Annotated in this window: 16 protein-coding genes and 1 pseudogene; 11 read left to right on the top strand and 6 right to left on the bottom strand. The window is 60.1% G+C overall.

Features of this window, described 5'->3' with window-relative positions:
- Nucleotides 1–69: 69 nt before the first annotated feature.
- The gene (locus J5M73_RS06670; RefSeq protein ID WP_207815189.1) at nt 70–1761 is read right to left on the bottom strand and encodes a SulP family inorganic anion transporter; all 1692 of its coding nucleotides are present in this window, start codon (nt 1759–1761) and stop codon (nt 70–72) included.
- A 287-nt stretch (nt 1762–2048) separates the two neighbouring features.
- Between J5M73_RS06670 and J5M73_RS06665 the strand changes: the two genes are divergently transcribed.
- The 3 genes from J5M73_RS06665 (at nt 2049) to J5M73_RS06655 (ending at nt 9680) form a co-directional block, all read left to right on the top strand.
- Nucleotides 2049–3251, top strand: a complete 1203-nt coding sequence (locus tag J5M73_RS06665) for a M48 family metalloprotease (protein WP_102865023.1) — start codon at nt 2049–2051, stop codon at nt 3249–3251.
- Nucleotides 3239–8695: a WGR domain-containing protein gene (locus tag J5M73_RS06660; RefSeq protein ID WP_207815187.1), complete on the top strand. Its 5457-nt coding sequence runs from the start codon at nt 3239–3241 to the stop codon at nt 8693–8695. The genes J5M73_RS06665 and J5M73_RS06660 overlap by 13 nt, the downstream gene beginning before the upstream one ends.
- Nucleotides 8696–8819: 124 nt before the next feature.
- Nucleotides 8820–9680: a hypothetical protein gene (locus tag J5M73_RS06655; protein ID WP_102865025.1), complete on the top strand. Its 861-nt coding sequence runs from the start codon at nt 8820–8822 to the stop codon at nt 9678–9680.
- Nucleotides 9681–9800: 120 nt separating this feature from the next.
- On the opposite strand, the pseudogene J5M73_RS06650 reads toward J5M73_RS06655, so the two are convergent.
- Nucleotides 9801–10657, bottom strand: a pseudogene (locus tag J5M73_RS06650) (SDR family oxidoreductase).
- 73 nt (nt 10658–10730) lie between these two features.
- Here J5M73_RS06650 and J5M73_RS06645 point away from each other — a divergent pair.
- Nucleotides 10731–11120 carry a MerR family transcriptional regulator gene (locus J5M73_RS06645; protein WP_102865026.1) on the top strand — a complete coding sequence of 130 codons (390 nt, stop codon included), beginning with the start codon at nt 10731–10733 and terminating at the stop codon, nt 11118–11120.
- Nucleotides 11121–11123: 3 nt separating this feature from the next.
- On the opposite strand, the gene J5M73_RS06640 is transcribed toward J5M73_RS06645, so the two are convergent.
- Together J5M73_RS06640 and J5M73_RS06635 are read right to left on the bottom strand one after the other, a co-directional pair.
- Entirely contained in the window at nt 11124–12020 is an 897-nt protein-coding gene (locus J5M73_RS06640; protein WP_207815185.1) for a carbohydrate kinase, read from the bottom strand.
- Nucleotides 12021–12146: 126 nt separating this feature from the next.
- Nucleotides 12147–13712: a carbohydrate porin gene (locus J5M73_RS06635; RefSeq protein ID WP_115580039.1), complete on the bottom strand. Its 1566-nt coding sequence runs from the start codon at nt 13710–13712 to the stop codon at nt 12147–12149.
- Nucleotides 13713–13876: 164 nt separating this feature from the next.
- Here J5M73_RS06635 and J5M73_RS06630 point away from each other — a divergent pair, with 164 nt between their 5' ends.
- The 6 genes from J5M73_RS06630 to J5M73_RS06605 all read left to right on the top strand — a co-directional run bounded on the left by J5M73_RS06630 (nt 13877) and on the right by J5M73_RS06605 (nt 19441).
- Nucleotides 13877–15151, top strand: coding sequence for an ABC transporter substrate-binding protein (locus J5M73_RS06630; RefSeq protein WP_207815184.1), 1275 nt, complete (start codon nt 13877–13879; stop codon nt 15149–15151).
- 21 nt (nt 15152–15172) lie between these two features.
- Nucleotides 15173–16135, top strand: coding sequence for a sugar ABC transporter permease (locus J5M73_RS06625; protein WP_207815182.1), 963 nt, complete (start codon nt 15173–15175; stop codon nt 16133–16135).
- Nucleotides 16132–16974 (top strand): carbohydrate ABC transporter permease, encoded by an 843-nt coding sequence (locus J5M73_RS06620; protein ID WP_102865031.1) that lies wholly within the window; start codon nt 16132–16134, stop codon nt 16972–16974. The genes J5M73_RS06625 and J5M73_RS06620 overlap by 4 nt, the downstream gene beginning before the upstream one ends.
- A gap of 27 nt (nt 16975–17001) precedes the next feature.
- Nucleotides 17002–18174, top strand: coding sequence for a sn-glycerol-3-phosphate ABC transporter ATP-binding protein UgpC (ugpC, locus tag J5M73_RS06615; protein WP_207815181.1), 1173 nt, complete (start codon nt 17002–17004; stop codon nt 18172–18174).
- Between the two features lie 242 nt (nt 18175–18416).
- Nucleotides 18417–18704 carry a c-type cytochrome gene (locus J5M73_RS06610; RefSeq protein ID WP_115580028.1) on the top strand — a complete coding sequence of 96 codons (288 nt, stop codon included), beginning with the start codon at nt 18417–18419 and terminating at the stop codon, nt 18702–18704.
- A 173-nt stretch (nt 18705–18877) separates the two neighbouring features.
- Entirely contained in the window at nt 18878–19441 is a 564-nt protein-coding gene (locus J5M73_RS06605; protein WP_102865034.1) for a fasciclin domain-containing protein, read from the top strand.
- A 95-nt stretch (nt 19442–19536) separates the two neighbouring features.
- Here J5M73_RS06605 and J5M73_RS06600 read toward each other — a convergent pair whose 3' ends face one another.
- Both J5M73_RS06600 and J5M73_RS06595 read right to left on the bottom strand, forming a co-directional pair.
- Nucleotides 19537–20118 (bottom strand): putative natural product biosynthesis protein, encoded by a 582-nt coding sequence (locus J5M73_RS06600; protein ID WP_102865035.1) that lies wholly within the window; start codon nt 20116–20118, stop codon nt 19537–19539.
- A gap of 159 nt (nt 20119–20277) precedes the next feature.
- Nucleotides 20278–20667, bottom strand: coding sequence for a DUF2946 domain-containing protein (locus tag J5M73_RS06595; RefSeq protein ID WP_115582395.1), 390 nt, complete (start codon nt 20665–20667; stop codon nt 20278–20280).
- A 149-nt stretch (nt 20668–20816) separates the two neighbouring features.
- Between J5M73_RS06595 and J5M73_RS06590 the strand changes: the two genes are divergently transcribed.
- A complete protein-coding gene (locus J5M73_RS06590) occupies nt 20817–22271 on the top strand; it encodes a TrkH family potassium uptake protein (protein WP_207167935.1) in 1455 nt (484 codons plus the stop codon).
- Nucleotides 22272–22298: the final 27 nt, after the last annotated feature.

Here is a 22298-nt window from a genome sequence, read left to right as displayed (position 1 = left end):
CGTGCCGGCTCGGCTGATCTTCGGTCAAGCGCCGGCGGGGTCGCTCCCTGCCGGCCACCCTCCTCTGCATCACTGCTTGCCGCGCATGCTGTTGCGCCATATGCGGTAGGCCCTGATCCCCGAACGCACCGAACTGAACAGCAATTGGCGGTCCATTTCCCGGGTCATCCCCGAGCGTTCCAGCATCGTCAGGAAAGTACCGCGAGCACGGGCGATCGCGAAGTAGATGCCCTGGGCGGCCAGGGTTTCGCGGATTTCCCGCAGCACCGCGATGCCGCTGACATCGATATCGGTCACCGCCTCGGCATTGAACAGCACCACCTCGGGCTGGCTCTCGCGCTGCACGGTGTCGAGCAGGCGCATCTTGAAGTAGTCGGCGTTGAAGAACAGGATCGCGTCGTCGAAGCGATACACCACCAGGCCGGGCACGGTGTGGGCTTGCGGGTACTGGCGGATGTCCACCTGGCCTTCGATGCCCGGCATCCAGCCCAGCACCGCGTCGGTGGGTTGGTAGATGCTGTACAGCAGGCGCAGGATGGCCAGGGTCACGGCGAAGATGATGCCCGGCAGCACGCCCAGGCCCAGCACGCTGACAGTGGTCAGCAGGCACAGCCAGAACTCGAAGCGGCTCAGGCGGTAGATTTGCTTCAGGGACTTGACGTCGAGCAGGCCCCAGCCCGCCATCAACAGCACCGCGCCCAGGGCCGGCTGCGGAATCCACGCCATGGGCGCGGTGAAAAACAGCAGAATCAGCGCAATCGCCAGGGCGGCGATGATGCCCACCAACTGGCTCTTGCCTCCGGCCATGTCATTGACCGCGGTACGCGAATCCGCGCCGCTGATGGCAAAGCCCTGGGAGGCTCCGGCCGCCAGGTTGCTCAGGCCCAGGGCGATGAATTCATGGTTGGCGTTGATCGCGTAGCCATGGCGCGCCGCGAAGCTGCGGGCAGTGAGCATGGCGCTGCAAAAACTCACGGTGGCGATGCCCAGCGCGTCGCGCAGCAGGCTCTTGCTTTCCTCCAGGCTGGTCTTGGGCCAGGACAACTCGGGAATCCCGGCCGGCACAGGGCCGAGGATCGCCACCCCGAAGCGGTCGAAGCCCAAGAGCCCGGCCAGCAAGGTGAACAGCGCCACCGTCAGCAGCGCTGCCGGCAGCCGCGGGTAGCGTCGCGGCAGCCAGATCAAAAGGCCCAGGCTGGCCAGGCCAACGGCCAGGGTCAGGCCATGGATCTCCCCCAGCCGCTGGAGAAAGTCCGCCAACCCCAGAATGAAGCCGTCGCCTTCGATCTTGAACCCCCCCACCTTGCCCATTTGCCCGGCGATCAGGCTCAGACCGATGCCGTTGAGGTAGCCGATGAGGATCGGCCGCGAGAAGAAGCTGGCGATAAAACCCGCTCGGGCGATCCCGGCGGCGATCAGCATCAGGCCCACCAGCACGGTGACGATCATCGACAATTCGACGGTACGCTGCAGGTCGCCCATGGCCAAAGGCGCCACGGCCCCGCCGAGCATGGCGCAAGTGGCGGCATCGGGGCCGACCATCAGTTGCCGCGAGCTGCCGATCAAGGCATAGACAATCATCGGCAGCACACAGGCGTAGAGCCCGTACTGTGGCGGCAGGCCGACAATCTGCGCATAGGCGATGGCGATCGGGATCTGGATAGCCGCCACGGACAACCCGGCCCGCAGGTCGGCGCGAAACCATTCGCGGCGGTAGTGCAACAAGTTGGACAGGCCAGATAGACAGCGCGATAACGACATGCCGAGTCCTTTCGAAGTATTGCGTTCTTGTGTTTGGTTGCGCTCCGGCGGCCCTCTTGTTTGGCCAGGCGATGCGGGCGCGTATTCAAGCGAATCGGGCCACTGGGCGCCATGAGCTGGAGCAGCTTTTGCGTCGATCGAAAGGGTTATGCACTTTCACAAGTAATTTCAGCAACCCCTAGGTATGCTCCGCTTTTTATTGCTGATCACTGATACCGGGATGCCAGCCCAAGCCTCTGCTGCGCAGGCGCAGCTCATGGAGCCGTATCCTCAAGGATGTTTGAACGATGAGTACCCCCGCGCTGGATATCGCCAGCCTGACGCCACTGCCTTACCACCAGCAGGTGGTCGACTACCTGAAAACCAGTGAACCTGCGGTGTGGGCTTGGGCCTCGTCGCTGGGCGTTCAGCAGGAACACGCCCAGGATGTGCGCGCCCAATTGCTGCGAGACACCTATCGCCTGAGCCCGGAAACTCACTCGCAGGCCTATCAGGCCTGTGAGACGGCGTTGCAACGCCTGCAGATCGAGGCCCCCGCGACCCTCTACCAGGCCGGCGATGGCACCATGAATGCCAGCCTGTATTACCTGGCCGGTGAGGTGCATGTGGTGTTCTACGGGCCGATCCTTGAACGGCTCGATGCTCAGGAGCTGCTGGCGTTGCTGGGGCATGAACTGGCGCATTACCGCTTGTGGTCGGAGCACGAGGGCGACTACCTCACCGCCGAGCGGATTCTCAATCACGCGATGGCCGATGTGTATACGCCTGCGAGCCTGGAACAGACCGCACGTTTATATAGCCTGCACACCGAAATCTACGCCGACCGCGGGGCGGCGCTGGCGGCTGGCTGTGCGCAAGCCTCCATCACCTCGCTGGTCAAGGTCCACACCGGGATTCTCAGCGTCGATGCCGCCAGCTATCTACAGCAGGCCCGCGAACTGGATGGCAAGGATGCGCCGTTGTCCCAGGGCGTTTCCCATCCGGAGACTTTTCTGCGCTCCCAAGCGGTGGAAAGCTGGTGGCGACAGCTCCCGGATACCGACGCCTGGCTGCACCGCCGATTGCGCGGGCCCTTGTCGCTCAACCGTCTGGACGTGACCGACCAGGTCGAGTTGACCGCCCTCACCCGCGGCTTCATCGCCCGCTTCATCGGCAACACGGTGTTGCAGTCCGAGGCGGTGCTCAATCAGGTGCGCGGCTTCTTTCCCGACTGGAAGGCGCCTGAAACACCGCTGGACCTCGGCACGCTGAATGCCGAGCGCATCGACGCGAGCATTCACGAATACCTGCACTACATCATGCTCGACCTGTGCCTGGTCGACCGTGACCTGCGGGATGAAGCCTTGCTGCATGCCGCGCGCACGGCGAAAAAACTCGGCAGCGCCGACGACTTCATCAACGTGCTCAAGCGCGATATCAAATTCCCCAAACGTGAGCTCGACCCGATTGTTCGTGCGCTCAAGGCGGAGGTCGACACATGGACCCAATAACTCAACCGCTGAACTTCGCTCAATTGCTGCAGAGTCACGATGGCGCCGCCGTGCCCATCGACGATGTGCTGTTCCTGGCGCTGCCGCTGCTGCGTCAGGTGGCGCAATTGCATGAGCGGGGGCATGTCGCCCAGCTCAGTTACCTGGATGTGGTGCTAGGCCCGGAACGCACCCTGCAACTGCGCCACCCCGACGGCCAGTCGCCGCGCCTGGCGCTGGAGGCGATCAGGCAGGTGCAGCCCAATCCAGAGTCGGCGCTGAATATCGTCGGCAAGGTCCGCCTGACCCGGGATTCGGAAACCGGCGTGGCCATTACCGACCTGCAAGTCCAGGAAGACCCGCAACAGCCCATCAACCATCCGGTGTTCCTCACGGACTTGCACAGTTGGGAACATCGGCTCGGGCATCACGACGAAATCACTGATATTTTCCAGCTCGGTCAGTTGCTCGCGTGCCTGGCCTGCGGCTTGGATTTTGCCGACATCAACGACCTCAAGTCGTTTGCCGCGCACCGGCGCAACCTGTTCCAGCTCAATGGCCGGCTCAACCCGGTGCTGGCCAACTTGATCGTCGAGATGACCGAGCTCAACCGCCATGAACGCGCCACTAATGTGGGCTCGCTGGCACGCCGCTTGGAGTCCTGGCGCGAACAGCCGGCCAGCCTGGATGTCGAGCGTGTGTTGGCCCAGGCCGAAGGCCCGGCTTCGCGACGCACTGTGGTGCTGGAACATCTGCGCAACCGCTTGTTTGACCTTTCGCGTCGCAATCGCCTGCTGTATTTCCGGCCGACCCAGACCAGCGTCAACTTGACCGTGGCCAGCGTTCCGTTGGTGATGCGCATTGAAAGTATCCGGCCCGAAGCGCTGTGTACCTGGCAACCCACCTTCGGCGGATTCTCCGAACAAGTGCTGGGCGGCAAACCTGTCGGCCTGCAGCAATGGCTACGGTTCGAAGACCAGACCTGGCTGCAGGCGTCGCTGGAGCGCATCATCCAGGAAACCCGTCGCGACCGCGCCGAATTCGGCTTCAGCAACCTTCGCCTGGTGGTGGCGTTCATGCGCTGGCACAACCTCAAGGACACGCCGGAAGAACGCATCGTCACCCCGCTGCTGTGGTTGCCGGTAGAGTTGAGTCGCAAAAAAGGGGTGCGTGACCAGTTCGTGTTGCAGTGCGACGAAACCGAGGCCGAATTCAACCCGGTACTGCGTCATCAATTGCGTCAGCTCTACGACATCCAGTTGCCGGAAACCGTCGACCTGCAAAAGACTTCGGTGGAAGACATCCACGCCGATATTGCGCGCCAGATCAAACTGACCGAACCCGGCGTCGAGTTACACCTGCAAAGCAAACCGCAAATCGAACTGATCCACCAAAAAGCCGTGCAGCATCTGCACCACTTCCAGCGCCGTCGTGCCCGCCAGCGCATGTCGACGCCTTTGGTGAAGCCGGATTTCAGCTACGACCGCGAAGATTTCCGTCCGCTGGGCCTGCAGTTGTTCCAGCAAAAGGTGCTGCCCAGCGAGTTGCCGCTGCGTCTGGCCATAGGCGCCAAGCCCGTTCTGCGCAACCAACACCCTCAGATGGTTGCCAGCAGCGCCGAAAACAGCACCTTCGCCATGCCCGAGAACCAGGGGCATCGCTACGCCTGGGACATAGACCTGACCCAGGTGACCCTGGCCAACTTCAATTATCGAAAGATGTCGCTGGTGCGTGACTATGCGCAGTTGATCGACGAACCGGCGCAGAACGAAGCCTTTGACCGGATGTTCTCCATCGAGCCTCGGGACGTCGAGGTCCAGGCCCCCGAGCCGACCCCGTTGTCCGAACAGTGGAACGTGGTGGCGGGCGACGCCACGCAGAATGCTGCCGTCAGCCTGGCCCGTACCGGGCGTAACTTCATCATCCAGGGACCGCCAGGCACCGGCAAATCCCAGACCATCACCAACCTGATCGCGGACTACGCCGCTCGTGGCCTGCGCGTGCTGTTTGTCTGTGAAAAGCGTGCAGCGCTGGACGTTGTGTTCCATCGCCTGCAACAAAGTCAACTGGGTGAGTTGTGCTGCCTGATCCACGATTCCCAGACCGACAAGAAGGCCTTCGTGAGCAACCTGCGCGAGTGCTATGAGCGCTGGATCGCCGGTGATGCGCAGTCGTCGCAGTTGCAAGCCCGGCGCGACGCCTTGCTGGCTGGCCTGAGTCAACAGCTGGGGTTGATCGAGCGCTTTGAACAGGCAATGCGTGGGGTGCCGGAGTCCTTGGCATGTTCGGTACGCGAGCTGGTACGGCATCTGATCGAACTGCCGCCCGTTGCTGCCAAGCTGCCCCCCGAAGCCTTGGAACGTTTACCCGAATGGCGTCAGTGGCAGGCACAAAGCGAGCTGACGGGGCGCGTGTATCAGGCGATCAAAGAACGTTTCGGCCTCGACAGCTTCGCACGTCATCCTTTCAGCCATTTGGCCTCAAGCCTGATTACCCACGAACATGCCTACGGCCAACTCAAGGCGTTCCTGGATGAAGCCAGTGGGCTGATGGACAGCGTCGAGCAGTTTTTGGAGTCATCGTCGAGCCTGTTGTCCGGGGACACCCGCCTGGCGGATGCGTGCGTGCTGACCCAGGCCGCCGAACAATTGACCAGCGCCAACCTGGCAGCGCACCTCGACCTGCTGGAACCGGGCTCATCCGGCGCCCAAGCGCTGCACGCCGAGCAGGCCGCGCTGCACGCACTGGCCGTACAGCAACACAACGCCCGTGAATCCACCCACCACTGGCGTGAAAAACTCGCGCCCCAGGACACCCAGGCTGCCATCGATCTGCTACAGCGGCTGGAAGGCTCGCTGCTGCGTTGGCTGCAACCGGCCTGGTGGCGGCTGCGCGGTGAATTGCAACGACGCTACGACTTCAGTCAGCACGCGATTCGACCCAGTTTCGGGAGCGTGCTAGACAACCTGGCCCGCGAGCATCGCGTCACTGCCGAGCTGCACGCCGAGCAGCAACGCTTGCAAGCGCGTTACGGCATCCCGGATGTCGACCTGTTCCTGCACAACCTGCAAGCCTTGCTCCAGCAACTGAGCGCATCACCGCTGTTGCGCCAATGGGTTGAGGGCCTGCGGGGTGATCCCGACGCTCTGTCCGGTGTACGCCATGAAGCCAGCCTGCGCCAGCCGGTGGCGCGCTTGGCCGAGCTGGTCGCGCAACATTGTGTGTTCGACCCGGCGCTGAGCCTGGTCGAGTTGGCCGAGTACCTGCGCGATCTGCGTGAAGAACTCGACGAGCTGCCCGACACCCTGCCCCTGCTCAATGAGCTGCACCAAGCCGATCCTGTCTGCCTGGCGGTCGTGCAACAGTACGCCTTGGCGCAACGCGCACTGGACGGTTTGATTGCCCAGGAAAACCTGACCCGCCTGTACCGCGCCAATCCGCAGCTGGCGCGCTTCGACGGCCCGGCCTTGAGTCTGGCTGCGCGCGAGGTCAGCCAGGCTGAATGCAACCTGCTCAAAAGCAACGCGCAGGTGCTTAGCGCCACGTTGCACCAGCGTTTTCTGGAGCATGTGAAGCAATCGGCGATGTCGGTGACTCAACTCGACGCCCAGGCCCGGGAGTTCAAGAAAGCCTACGCCAAAGGCCGACGTGAACTGGAACATGAACTGGGCAAGACCATGCGCTATCGCTCCATTCGCGAAATGGCGAGTGGCGACAGTGGCCGCGTGATCAACGACCTCAAACCCATCTGGTTGATGAGCCCGCTGTCGGTGTCCGACACCCTGCCTTTGACCCCGGACCTGTTTGACGTGGTGATTTTCGACGAAGCCAGTCAGATCCCCAGCGAAGAAGCCGTGCCGGCACTGAGCCGTGCGCAGCAGGTGATTGTGGTCGGTGACGAGATGCAATTGCCACCGACCAACTTCTTCTCCAGTGCCGGCGACCAGGACGACAACGAACTGATTGCCATGGAGGATGGTGAGCAGATCGCAATCAACCTTGATGCCGACAGCCTGCTGAGCCAAGCCGCGCGAAACTTGCCGGCAACCCTCCTGGCCTGGCACTACCGCAGCCGCCACGAAGCCTTGATCAGCTTTTCTAACGCGGCATTCTACGAAGGCCGGCTGATCACCATTCCCGACCGTCGTATCGAGCGCCCTGCCCCGGCCCAAACCGCACTGGACTCCACGGACGCCCAGGCCGTCATCCGCGGCGCCGACGCGCTGCTCGACAGCCCGATCAGCTTCTTGAAGATGACCGATGGTGTCTACCTCAGCCGCAGCAACCTGGCCGAAGCGCGGTACATCGCCAATCTGGTACGGGAGCTGCTGCAACGGGAAACGGGTCTGAGCCTGGGTATCGTGGCCTTTTCCGAGGCCCAGCAAGGCGCCATCGAGCAGGCCCTGGAAGACTTGGCCAGCGGCGACTCGGCCTTTGCCACACGGCTTGAGCGCGAGTACGTGCGTGAAGATGCCGGGCAATTCAATGGCCTGTTCGTCAAGAACCTGGAAAACGTCCAGGGGGATGAGCGTGATGTGATCATCCTGAGCATCTGTTACGCGCCAGGACCGAACGGCAAGATGCTGATGAACTTCGGCCCGATCAACCAGCGTGGTGGGGAAAAACGCCTCAATGTGATCTTCAGTCGCGCCCGCAAGCGCATGGCGATTGTCTCCAGCATTGAGTCCGAAGCCATCACCAACACCCACAACGATGGTGCCGCCGCACTGCGCGCGTTCCTGCAGTTCGCCCAGGCCAGCGCCAGCGGGGATGCGCCGCGCTCCCAGGGTATCCTCGCCAACCTCAATCCAGGCGCCAAGCAGTCCTTTGCCGTCAGCCTGCCCAAGGATCACCTGCGCGGTGCCCTCGCTGCCGCGTTGCGAAAGCGCGGGCATTCGGTTCAGGAATATGTCGGACGTTCGCAGTTCCGTTGCGACCTCGCGATCAGTGACGCCAGTGGTGAACACTTCAGCCTCGGCGTACTGCTGGACAGTGATACCGCGGCCGCCCCTGACGTACGTGAGCGCTACATTTTCCGCCCGACGGTGCTGCGCAGCTTTGGTTGGAAGATCATCGACGTGCTCAGTAATGACTGGCTGCGCGACCAAGAAGAGGTGCTCAATCGCATCGAAGCGTTACTCAGGGGCGAGGAAGCCGTTGCACTTCCAGAACCGCAACAGCCAGAGGAAACCATCGAGATCCAAGCCCAGCCGCCAGTCACCGCTGAAGCGACACCCTTGATGCGCGAGTTCACCTTTGGTGAGGGCAATTCCAACAAGTTCTGGCGTATCGGCGTCGCCGAGGCTGAGGTGACGGTGAATTTCGGCCGTATCGGCACCAAGGGCCAGACCCTGATCAAGTCCCTCGACAGTCCCGAACGCGCTTTGCGTGAAGCAGAAAAGCTGATCGCGGAGAAACTGCGCAAAGGCTATCAAGAGCAGGCAGGGTCAATCACCCAGGGGTGAGCTGCGTCGGTCTAGCACGAATGAGACAAGCGCATTCAATCTGCACGCGCTGCAGCGGCCCGAAAAAAGCGACCCGAAAAAGAGGCCGCCCCATAGGGAGCTGAATGCTCATGAACATCAATTCATGAGCATTCAGCTCCACAGTTTGAGCAAGGCGCCGGACGCTGCGCTATTTCATCACCCCCAGGGCGCAAATCAAAAGTGCTTGCCCGCCTTATTCAATGGATCAGACATGCTTAGAGTGATTGGTGAAGAGCAAGATATCCGTTCAGCGATCAACAGCTTCAATTCCTCCTACCATGAGGACTTCTTTCGGGTTAGGGAGGTCTCCAAGGCCTACCTGGCGACACTTACACCGCATAACGCCGAATTATTAGCCGACGAGCTTCGAAATGCTTTGTTGAACTGGGGCGCTGGCTCGCGCAAAGCCCCAATACTGCATCTGCCGGCTGAAGCCGCAGCCGGGCTTTGCAATCCGAACCTGCACGCCAAGCTTGTCCGTTTTGACACTCACCCACTGGGGGCATTCGCGCTGTCATCCGAAGATCGACGGATCTTCACCACCGAGGGGATGTATCCGTCAGCGGTTCACTTTGATGTAGAGCTGCTCGGCGTCTTGAGGATGTTGGCAGACGCGCTGTTCGCTAATAACACCAACGTCACCTACCCCATGAAAGCATTACTCCTCATAACGGGATTCATGCCAGCACTGGATAGCCAGGTCAGGAATGGATTGAAGCACGCGGGCTTTCGAGGATTCAGTAGCACTCAGTACCTGCTCCCCAGCGACACCCTCAAAGCTGCCGGTCAGAAGCTCTGCAGACTGCCCTTCTCGCTTGGCCACTGTTGGGGGCAAAACAAGGAGTTATTGATCAAGGCCGTTCAGAAGAGCGATCACCCTGCCCTTCAAGTCGAACCGGGTCGGGTTTTCGACATCCTGCTCTTTATGCAGCAAGACCCGAGCAGGAAGCTGATCGCCCTCTGAAGTGTAAAGGCGTACTTCAGCCGCACGCCTTGGATTCGACACTGCCATCAGCACCACCGCACCTGCCGCAGCATAGTGCGGATGACTGCGGTGTCGCCCCGAAGGGCGAACTTGGCGGGCTTAGCCCTTGGCTATGCAGCATGAGTTGACGAACGTTGCGGTGTGCTGCAAGGACTGACGTATATCCGGCTTGGCGATTCCATGGCTGTTGGCAAACTGCTCGACCGCCGCCGTATCAAAACGAGTGGTCTGGATAAAGTCCAAGGCTTCGGGTTTTGTATTCATAAACCGGGCAACGGGAGGAATGCTCAGCAGCAACTTCAGCAATCGCAGCGGAATGTGATGCCTGGGAGGCTTCAAGCCCAAAGGTTGTGCCACCTGTACCAGCAGCTCTCGCAAGTTGGGCGTTTGCTCATCCAGCGCCAGCAGTTCCTGGCCCACCATGGCAGGATCAAAAGCACTCACCACCATCAGCTCAACCAGGTAATCCACGGTGACCAGTGGCAGCCAGTGCTTGGCGGTACCGGGCACGGCAGTGAGCTTTCCCTGTATCAGGTTGCGTATCAGCTCCACCAGCGGCTGGCCGTCAAGGATGTGCCCGGTGCGGCTGTGGCCACAAACTTTTGCTCCACCGCCAACAGCGCCACCCGCTTTGCCCCTTCTACGTTCACCGCACGAGACTGCTCCAAGGACAGCCCCCAGGCGAAGTGGGCGCCCAGGTGAAATACGACCCTGGCCTGCCTTAGCTGTTCTCGGTCAGCAGGACTCAGACCGAGGTTGTCCCGCTCCAGATCGCCAGCTACGGCAAATACCCGGGCTGCACTCCCTCCCAATTTGACCACTTGCTCGCGCAATTCGGTCAGTCGCTCTGGGCGCCGCATCAACACCCGAACGGTGTGACCTTTTGCACTCAGATGAGCCACCAGATGTTGGCCGATAAAGCCGGTACCCCCCGTGACAAAGCACTCCACGCTCATTTCCCCGTTCCTTGTTTAAGGTAAGAAATCAAGCGTAAACTATCGACCCAACTCTACAGTCAAGGGATGTTTTATGAAGATCGGTGAAATCGAGGCCCGCAGTGGCGCCAGTCGCCATACGCTGCGTTACTACGAGCAAATCGGCCTGATCTCATCGCAGCGGCGAACGAACAACTATCGCGTTTACACAGCGCAAACCCTGCAAGATCTGGACTTTATCCAGCGCGCGCAAAGCATGGGGTTTTTCCTGGGGGAAATAGGCGAGATTCTGGATGCGCAACGCAACAAGCAGATCGATTGTGCTGAAGGCGCTAAGTTAATCGAAAAGAAGATGGCAGAAATCACACAGAAGATCGCCAACCTCCAGAGCATTTATCAGTATCTGGATGAAGAGCGTGCCAACCTCGAAGCCAGTGCCGCCAGGCAACTTGAGCTTCAGCGATTGAGCAACGCTTCCAACTGAACGCTAGGTAGTGAGCAAACCTTCCACATCAGCTAGCGAAGGAGCATGGGCTCCGGCATGGCGGCAGGATATGGATGCGCAAGCCGCTGAAAATCGCAGGCGCTCTCTCAAGCCGGCGATCCCCAACAACTCTGCAGCCAGCCAACCGGCCATACAAGCGTCCCCTGCTCCAACCGTGTCTTGCACGTTCACGGCAATAGCCGGCTGATCGAGTTGGCTGTCCGGGGTGTGGAGGGTCATCCCGTGTTCCCCTCGAGTCAACAATATCTGCGCCTGAGGATTAAGCGCGCGAAGCTCATGCATTGCCTGCTGCTCGCTCAGCCCTGGATAAATGTGCCGCAGGTCTTCGTCGGACAGCTTGATCATGTCAGCAAGGCTGGTCATGGTCGGGAAGGTCTGCTCCCGATAATGACTACCCATTAAATTGCGCCAGTTCGGATCATAGCTAACCCGTTTACCGGCTGCTTTGGCCTGCTGAGCAATGTTAACCAGCGTATCTGCAAGTGGCTGCCGAGCTAAACTGATGCAGCTGAAATGACACAGCTCTGCTTGCTCGAGCCATCCTTCGGGCATCAGATCCGGATCAAAAAACAGATCGGCCTCTCCAGCAAAAAAGTACCTTGGAGGACGGCTCGATGGAACGATGGCAACCAGAGGATCTCGATCGACTCGTTGGATAAAGCGCCTATCCAATCCTGCCGCTTCCGACTGCAAAACGATCTCGTCACCCAACGAATCCAAGCTCACCGACCCAGCAAAAGCGCTGCTGACACCCAAGCGACTTAAGGCTCGTGCAACGTTCCAGGGGGCACCACCAGGGTAGCCCTTCCACTGTCCAGGCGTGCCTTGGACAAGGTCGATCAGGGCTTCGCCAAATATGACCGCGCGAGGCAATACCATCTCATTTCCTCAATGTTTTGGTACCGGGATAACTGCTGGCTGATCAGTTCCGACCGGTAGTTTCTTACTCAGTGCAACAACAGCCGGCAGATGCACTGAAGGCATGTTTGCCGGCGCGTTCAACTATTAAAACCAGGTTTCCATTTGTACGCCGTATTGCCATACGCCGCCGGCGTTGAAGTCCGTCTTGCCGAAGGCGTCTGAGGTACTGTACTTGTCCAGATCTGACGACCAATTCATGTAGCTTGCGAACACGCGCATTTCCGGACGTGTGAGAAGGTCTCCAACGTCAAGCTTGAATGTTGGGGCGACGGTGAATTTCCAGAAGTTACCGTCGACCGCATTACGTTGTAGATAGCCCTTGGGGTCGAGGTCCATGGTTTGCCAGCTCAGTTCGTAGGCCATCTCGAAGTTGCTGTTGATGGTGTTGGCCAAGCGCATGTTCAGGGTCAGCCAGCGGTAGTCGTCACCCTTGACGTATCTATCCTTGCTCTGCTCGGCCAGCAAGCTGGGGCCGATGCGCCAGTCAGGCGCAATCGGGGTCTCGCCGTAAAGAGCAAGACGCAGAGCCCGGGCCTCGTCAATCAGTTCACCATCCGAACCAAGGTTCTTGACCTCTGCCCCCAGACCTTGCCCATAGAGCAATGCCGTTTTGAAGAAGCCTTCTCTGCCGAAAAAGTTTTTCTGGTGATTGGCCAGCATGCTGTGCAAGCCGGAATCTGCGGGCGTCAAACCCGCTTTATTGGTGCGGGTACCGAAATCGTTTTTCTTTGCGCCGATGCCATTGAACATCCACTGCCACTGGCCCTCCTCGAAGAACTGGTTGGAGGTCAGGATGTAACTCGCCACATCGGCATTGAGCCCCCCTTGACTGAAATCCCCGTAGCTACGCCCGATCAAGGAGTAATTCGAGCGCCAATCCTTGTTCATCTGCACGTCGTAGATTCCACCGCCGGTACCGGCCAGGTAGACGACGTCCGAGTCCATCCAGTGGATATCGAAGTTATCCCGGTCAAATCGCTTGCCTGCCCACAGGGTGGCGTTCTCGAACACGGGATTGCCCTTGAACGCAGCAATATGGTCGAGCGTTGTGAACACCTGGCGCACGTTCAGTTTGCTTTCGTCGGCGGTCCAGTCGTTGGAGCTTTCCACTCCGTCGGCGATGGAGACCGTGAATTTGGAGCGGGTGCCATTCTGCGCATAGATTTCTTTCGACAGGTCTATGCGCATGTAGGTGTCGTCTTCGTTACCGAGCCGCCCGACCGCACCGCCCACTGAGCCGGCCGGAGTTGTATAAGGGCCGCCGCGGCCACCACCAAGCCCCTCGTCGATCAGCAATCCGGAACGGGCGTAGCCGTTGAAGCTGAATCCATCAGCCAGGTTTGAAGTGCTGGCCTGCTTTTCCATGCTTTCCTGGCGGGCTTCGAGTTTTGCCAGTCGGGTGTCCACAACGGGATTCGTGGCCTGGGATGCAGTGGATGCTGCGGGCTGCAAAGCGGAGGTGGCGAGCTTGATCTGTTGCAATTCTCTGGCGAGTGCCTGGGTTTGCTGTTCGGCTGCGGCTGCGCGCTTTTCCGCTGCACTGGCGCGGGCCTCGAACGCGGCCATGCGCTCTTCCAGAGTTGCGGCCTGAGAGGTCGCCGCCGAGCTGCTGAGCACGCCTGCAAGTAGCCATCTTGATGCTTTCTGCATGTGGATTTCCCTGTTTTATTTTTATTGTTTTGTTCCAGCGACAGAGCGCTTTTTCGCGAGTGGTGAGGGTCCAAATCGACAAAAAAGATGCCTTATCAAAAATGTGCTGTTACATTTGCCGTGTTAACGTTAACTTCTCTAAAAACAAAAATAAAGAGGCCTTCATGAAACAGCTGAAATCTCTCCTTCCAGCAGTGCTGCTCACCCTCAGTGCCGGACTTGTGTCTGTCTCCAGCGCAGCTGATTTGACGATCTCGTGCGGTGCGGTAGGTGCAGAGTTGCAACTCTGCAAGGAGGCAGTCGAAGCGTGGTCGAAGCAGACCGGCAACCACGTCGAGGTGGTTTCCACGCCCAACTCGGCGACCGAGAGGTTGTCGTTCTACCAACAGATCCTCAGTGCGCAGTCCACCGACATCGACATCATTCAAATCGATATGGTGTGGCCGGGGATGCTGGCCAAACATCTGATGGATCTGCGCGAGGGGCTCCCAGCCGACGCGACCCAGGGCTACTTCCAGGCCCAGATTGATAACGCCACAGTCAACGGACGGCTGGTGACCATGCCGTGGTTCACCGACTCGGGTCTGCTGTATTACCGCAAGGACTTGCTCGAGAAGTACAACAAGCAGGTTCCCCAGACGTGGGAGGAAATGACCGCTACCGCCAGAGAGGTGCAACAGGCCGAGCGCGATGCCGGCAACCCCAATGTGTGGGGCTACATATTTCAGGGACGCGCCTACGAAGGGCTGACGTGCAATGCGCTGGAGTGGATCAGCAGCCAGCCGGGAGGCGGACTGGTCAATCCACGAGGAGACATCATCGTTAACACCCAGGCCTCAAAAGCTGCCTTGACCCTGGCCAAAAGCTGGATAGGAGACATCTCCCCGCGTGGCGTGCTCAATTACACCGAGGAAGAAGGACGTGGCGTATTCCAGTCGGGAAATGCGCTGTTCATGCGTAACTGGCCTTATGTCTGGGCCCTGGTGCAAAGCCAGGACAGTGCCGTAAAAGACAAGGTTGGGGTCGCTCCCCTGCCCCGAGGCGGCGAGACCGGCAACCATGCATCCACCCTCGGCGGGTGGGGCCTGGCGGTATCGCGCTACAGCGCCCAGCCCAAACTGGCCGCAGAGCTGGTGAGCTACCTGACCAGCGCCCAACAGCAAAAACGCCGTGCCCTGATAGGCGCCTATAACCCGGTGATCGAGTCGCTGTATCAGGATCCCGAACTGCTCGCGGCCATGCCTTACTACGCTCAACTGCACAGCATCCTCAACGATGGGGTCATGCGCCCCGCCGCCATAACCGCCGATCGCTATCCACGGGTCTCCAATGCGTTCTTCGATCGCGTGCATGGCGTACTGGCGGGCGAATTGCCTGTCGACCAGGCACTGGCCGAACTGGAAAGCGAACTCACACGCATCAAACGTCGGAACTGGTAAGCCACAGGGAAGGAAATCACCATGTCTGTCTCTACTACCCACCTCTCCAGTGACGCGCTCCTGCTCACCCGGGAGACGCCCCTACAGCGTCGCCGAGTACGCGCCGCATGGCTGTTTCTGACACCAATGCTGCTGTGTCTGGCCCTGGTGGCGGCCTGGCCGCTGTTGCGCACATTCTGGTTCAGCCTGACCGACGCCAACCTGGCAGACACCGCTGGCGGCACCTTTGTCGGCTTGAGCAATTATCTGTTCCACGACGGTTCCAACTGGTCGGGCATCCTGGTCGATCCACAGTGGTGGAACGCTGTGCGCAACACGTTGTATTTCACCCTGGTGTCGGTGGGACTGGAAGTCGTCCTGGGGCTGCTGGTGGCGTTGCTGCTGAACATCCAGTTCACAGGCCGTTCCCAGGTGCGTGCGCTGATCCTGATTCCATGGGCGATTCCTACCATTGTCTCAGCCAAGATCTGGTCATGGATGCTCAATGACCAGTTCGGCATCATCAATCACCTGATGCTCAGCCTCGGACTGATAGACGCGCCTCTGGCCTGGACCGCAGATGCGGATCTGTCGATGTGGGCAGTGATCATCGTCGACGTCTGGAAGACCTTGCCTTTTGTCACGCTGCTGATGCTGGCGGCCTTGCAGATGTTGCCGAGCGATTGCTACGAAGCCGCCAGGGTCGATGGGATTCATCCGCTGAAAGTGTTCTGGCGCGTCACGCTGCCACTGTTGATGCCGGCACTGTTGGTGGCCGCGATTTTCCGCCTCCTCGACTCCCTGCGGGTATTCGATGTCATCTATGTACTGACCTCGAATTCGTCCAGCACCATGAGCATGTCGGTCTATGCCCGCCAACACCTGGTGGAGTTCCAGGATGTTGGCTATGGCAGCGCGGCCTCGACTCTGCTGTTTCTGGTCGTTGCGCTCATCGCCACGCTTTACCTGTACCTCGGACGCCGTCAGATGGAGGTTCGAGCATGAGCCCGCGCCTCCTCAAAAAAGCGCTGTTGCGCTGCGGATTCTGGTGCCTGATCGGGGTGCTGTTGCTGTATGCGGTGTTCCCTTTCTATTACGCCATCCTGACCTCACTCAAGCCATCCAGTGCCTTGTTCGCAGTCAGCTACTGGATCGACAGCCCCGACTTCTCCCACTACGCGGCGGTACTTCACCAAGCCTCATTCCTGCGGGCGATCGGCAACTCGCTGATGGTCGCACTGTGCGTGGTGACCCTGGCGCTGTTCCTCAGTGTGACGGCCGCCTATGCCTTGGGAAGGGTGAAGTTCCGTGGCCGCGGCACGGTATTGATGATGGTGCTCGGCGTGTCGATGTTTCCCCAGGTCGCTGTACTGTCGGGGCTGTTCGAAGTGATCCGCGCTCTGGGTCTGTACAACACCTCTTGGGCGTTGATCCTGAGCTACACCATCTTCACCCTGCCCTTCACGGTCTGGGTGCTGACCACGTTCATGGGGCAACTCCCTCACGAACTGGAGGAAGCGGCAATCATGGATGGCGCTTCGCCCTGGGTCGCGCTGACTCGTGTGCTGCTGCCGCTGCTCTGGCCGGCACTGGTCACCACGGGCTTATTGGCCTTTATCGCCGCGTGGAACGAGTTCCTGTTTGCCCTGACCTTCACCCTCACCGACACCCAGCGCACGGTGCCGGTCGCCATCGCCCTGATTTCCGGCGGGAGTCCCCATGAGCTGCCTTGGGGACTGTTGATGGCCGCATCCGTGCTGGTCACCGTCCCCCTGGTGATTCTGGTGCTGATCTTCCAGCGCCGAATCGTTTCCGGTCTCACGGCCGGGGCGCTCAAGGGTTGATGCCCAACAACTACAAGGAACAGCATCGTGATCAAACTGAAGCTAGACAACGTGAACAAACAATTGGGCGGCGTGCGGATTCTTCGTGATGTCAGCCTGGAGATCGCTGCGGGTGAATTCGTGGTCTTCGTCGGCCCTTCGGGCTGTGGAAAGTCGACCCTGCTGCGACTGGTCGCAGGGCTGGATTCGATCTGCGCCGGCGACCTGCTGATCGATGGGCGACGGGTCAACGACCTGGAGCCGCGCGAGCGTGGCGTCGGCATGGTGTTTCAGTCCTATGCGCTATACCCGCACATGAGCGTCTACGACAACATCAGTTTTGGTCTCAAACTGGCCAAGACTGAAAAGAGCAGCTTGCGCGAGCGGGTGCTGAAAACGGCGCACATCCTGCAATTGGACAAACTGCTGCAACGCAAGCCCAAAGAACTGTCTGGAGGGCAACGTCAGCGTGTGGCCATGGGCAGAGCCATGGCGCGGGAACCGGACATCCTGTTGTTCGATGAGCCGCTTTCCAACCTGGATGCGTCCTTGCGGGTACAGATGCGCAACGAGATCGCCCGCCTGCATGCTCGACTGGGCTCGACCATCATCTACGTCACCCACGATCAGGTGGAAGCCATGACCCTGGCCGACAAAATTGTCGTGCTCAACGGCGGTCGCGTAGAGCAGGTCGGTTCACCGCGCGAACTCTATGAACGTCCGGCCAGTCGCTTCGTCGCCGGCTTTCTCGGCTCGCCCAGAATGAACTTTCTGGCGGCGCACCTGCATACACCTGGTCAAACCAGCCTGGTCGACACCCCCGTTTGGGGCATGAGCGCCCTGCCCTTCGACAGTTCGAACCTGGCGGCAGACACGCCGCTGAGCCTGGGGATTCGCCCGGAGCACATTTCGCTCAAAGCGGCTGAGGGAGCCGCCGGCATCGTCGTGACCGGGGTCGAATACCTGGGCAGCGAAACCTATGTGCACCTCGAAACAGGTCAGGACGAGCCCCTGGTCTGTCGTTGTGAGGTGAGTGCCGGATGGCAGGCGGGTGATCGGGTCGAACTGCAGCTGGAAGTCGACAACCTGCATCTGTTCGACGCCGACGGCACGGCCTTGAAGCGCCACCCACAAGCTGTTGAAAACCTGCCGCATGCGGTGCCGGTAGTAGATCATGAGAGTGCCGGGCTCCTCGCGAAACACCGGCACTCAGTGACGTGATGTAACCCTGCCTGGAGAAAGCATCCCGTCGGCCGGCAATGTAGCACGCAGGCTTTGCCGGCCTGATGTGCGACAACCTGCCATGGGGCGACGGTCACCTCCAGACGGATCGCCCAACCGGGCACTCGCCGCCGGCAACTGCGGCTGGCTGTCGCAGTGGGTGCGTAAGAATCCCCTCCCTACACTGCCTTGATCGCGCAGCTGCACGACAAACTGATGATAAGAACACGATGAGGACCGTCATGAAGACCCTATTGGCCGCCGCCTGTTTACTCGCATTCACCAGTGCTCACGCCGCCCAGGACCCACAGGCAGTGTTCAACCGCGCCTGCACCGCCTGCCACAGCGGGCAGTTGCCCATGGCGCCGAAAAAAGGCGATCAGCAAGCCTGGAAGCCGCGCCTGGCTCAAGGCACTGAGGTATTGGTCAAGCACGTGACCGAAGGCTTCAATGCCATGCCGCCCCGTGGCTTGTGCATGGATTGCAGCGCCGAGGATTACCAAGCGGTGATCAGTTGGATGTCGAAGTAAGGCGCCGCGCGCCCTGCCCTGTTCTGCGCTTGCAGCGCAGCCCGGGATGGCGCTTCCGAGTCGCTTGACCGAGCGCTGGCCGCAAAAATCGGCCAGCGCTGCATCCGTTTGCCGATGCGCACCGTACATTCAGCACCCTCATCAGGAGGGCCGAATAATCGAGGAGCTGCATCATGCAAACCTTTAGCAAACGCCTGGCCGCTGTCTGCTTCGCCGTATTCTCCGTCGCTGCCCCCCTCAGCGCTTTCGCCGCCGATACGGTGATGGTCGGTGGCGCTGCGATGTACCCCAGCAAAACCATCGTGGAGAACGCGGTCAACTCCAAGGACCACACCACCCTGGTCACGGCGGTCAAGGCCGCGGGGCTGGTGGACACCCTCAACAGCAAAGGCCCGTTCACCGTGTTTGCGCCCACCAACGAGGCGTTCGCCAAGCTGCCGGCCGGCACGGTCGAGACTCTGGTCAAGCCTGAGCACAAGGCCGACCTGACGAAGATCCTGACCTACCATGTGGTGCCCGGAACCCAAACCGCCGGGCAACTGATGGCCGAGGCCAAGCAAAATGGCGGACAGGTCACGCTCAAGACCGTCCAGGGCGAAGCGCTGACCGTCAAACCCTATGAAGGCAAGCTCTGGGTCATCGATGTCAAAGGCGCCAAGGCCGCGATCAGCATCGCCGATGTCATGCAGTCCAATGGGGTGATTCATGTGGTGGACAGCGTGCTGCTGCCGCAGTAATGCAAGGACCCCGGCAGACCTTGCGTCTGCCGGGAGTCAGCGCTTGCGCCAAGGCCGCTCAGCAAGCACCGCAAGGCGTTGGACCGATGCCGGGCTCAGGGAATCGGCAACCAGCGCCGGAAACCCGAGCCTCCCTTGGCGCTTAACGGGCACCAGGCAAAGTCCCAAGGCACCGGCGGATATTCTTCCGGCTCGCCATTGCCCGCCGGCACCGAACGCGATGCCACCTTCCAGTCAAACACCCAGTCCGGTGACTCGCGCCAGGCCAGCACCAGGCCGCGTGCCTGACTGTCGTCGGTGTTGATCCAGCGCGCAGCCGCTGCGCTCATGAACGCCTCTATGTGCTCCTCGTTGATCCGCGCTTGGTAGCGTGAACCCAGCAGCCAGCGGCACACGCTCAGGTAATAGGTCCAGTTCAGCGGCGGATGATTGCGATAGGCCCAGGTCATGAACCCGCGGAAGATATTCAAGCCATCCGGAGGATCAAGCTTGAGCAGCCCCGGACAGACATCGAACAGGGTGTGCCAGTACGGCAACAGGCGCGCATCCAGGTGCACGAAGCTGCGAGCGTTGCTCGGGTAATCGGGAAACGGCAGCAGAAAGTCGCCCTGGTTATTTACCCGTGTGCTTTTACTCACCAGACGGGAGGCGCCAGAAGGGATTGCTAGTGCGCGCATGTCAGCCTCCAGCGTCGCTTGCCCGCTTTGCGGGCTACAGGCAGCAGGCGCTGTTGCCAACCTTGAATGATTCGAGGCATCTCGTGCTCCTTTCCATCTCAGCCATAACCATGCACAGGTCCTCGGCCCATTGACCGGGGGACGTGCGATTAACAAAGGTCATGCGCAAGCGTGGGGAGAAGCCCTGGGGTTGGCCGATGGCCAGGAATAGCGCGGGGGCGCCTTGCAGCGCGGTTCAAGCGTACGGCGTCGCAACTGGCCGATACGCAGCAGCCAGCTCAGGCAAAACAGCAGGACCAGACTGAGCGCGGCTCCCGAACAGACCGGGCAGGAAAAACTGCCGGCCCAGGTACTGGCGCTCTGGTCGCTGAAGTCGGATGTCTGCACCGGGGCCTTGCTGCCCAGGGAGGAGCAGAACTGCCCGCCTACGCCGTTGAGGGCAAAGCCCATCATCTGGCCGTGCCCCAAACCGCAGGCGAACACATTGAACAGGACACAAAAATACAGAGTCCAGGCAATGAGCGAACGGTCGGGGCGGGACAATTTCATGGCGGCGACTTTAACATCGAACAACACAACGGATGAAGCAGGGCTTCAATGGCGTAAGCGCCCTCGCGGCAAAAATTTACTGAAACTTTATAGCGCTCCAGGCACAGATATCCGATGCTGCGCGGTTATCACTCAGCAGGCTGGTTTTTATGTCCATCGCGGCAATGCGACTTATCGGTTTTATCTTGGGTATTTTTCTGATCACCCTGGCCATCAGCATGGCTATTCCGATGATCACGTTACTGATCCATGACCGCAACGAGGAGCTGTCCGCGTTCCTCTGGTCCAGCATGATTACCTTTGTCACGGGCCTGTTGCTGGTTATGCAGCGCAGCCGCGAAGGCACTCAACTGCGGCCCCGCGACATGTACCTGCTGACCACAGGCAGTTGGCTGGTTGTGTGTATCTTTGCCGCATTGCCCATGGTGTTCATTCACCACATCAGCTACACCGATGCCTTCTTCGAAACGATGTCTGGTATCACGACCACAGGCTCGACCGTCCTTACCGGGCTGGACTCGGCCTCGCCTGGTCTGCTGATCTGGCGCTCCATGCTGCACTGGCTGGGCGGTATCGGTTTCATCGGCATGGCAGTGGCGGTGCTGCCATTGTTACGGGTCGGGGGCATGCGCTTGTTCCAGACCGAATCCTCGGACTGGTCGGAAAAGGTTGCGCCTCGCTCCCACGTCGCAGCCAAGTCGATCCTGCTGGTCTATCTGGGGCTCACCGGCTTGGCCACCCTGGCGCTGTGGATTGCCGGGATGACGCCTTTCGAAGCGGTCAATCACGCCATGTCACTGATCTCAACTGGAGGTTTTTCGACTTCCGATGCTTCGCTCGGACATTGGACTCAACCGGCCATACACTGGATCGCGGTGGTCATCATGATCCTCGGCAGCCTGCCCTTCACGCTCTATGTGGCGACGTTGCGAGGCAATCGGCGTGCACTGTTCAAGGATCATCAGGTCCGTGGCTTCCTGGGTTTCCTCATCGTCATCTCCCTGGCGGTGGGAACCTGGCTGTCCTGGCACAGCGATTACGGATGGTGGGACGCACTGCGGATTGTGGCGATCAATGTGACGTCAGTGGTCACCACCACCGGCATCGCCGTGGGTGACTACACCACGTGGGGTAGTTTTGCAGTGTTGCTGTTCTTTTACCTGACCTTTGTCGGCGGCTGCTCGGGCTCCACGGCTGGTGGTTTGAAGATTTTCCGTTTCCAGGTCGCTGCAAGTCTGCTGATCAGCAGTCTGAAGCAGTTGATTCACCCACGGGCGGTGATTCAGAAAAAGTACAACGGCCATCCCATCGACGAGGATATTGTGCGCTCGCTGCTGACGTTCTCGTTCTTCTTCACCATCACCATTGCACTACTGGCCCTGGGGCTTGGCCTGATCGGCCTGGACTGGATGACGGCATTGAGCGGCGCTGCAACCGCAGTGTGCAACGTCGGCCCCGGGGTGGGCAGCATCATCGGGCCTGCCGGCAACTTCTCATCGCTGCCTGATGCGGCGAAATGGCTGCTGACCATCGGCATGCTTCTGGGGCGCCTGGAAATCCTGACGGTGCTGGTACTGATTACCCCGGTTTTCTGGCGCTATTGAATGCTGCGGTTCCTGGCGTCCTGGCGA

The sequence above is a fragment of the Pseudomonas sp. 50_B genome, assembly GCF_017491625.1.
Classification (GTDB): domain Bacteria; phylum Pseudomonadota; class Gammaproteobacteria; order Pseudomonadales; family Pseudomonadaceae; genus Aquipseudomonas; species Aquipseudomonas danubii.
This window is presented reverse-complemented; position numbering and strand designations above follow the sequence as displayed.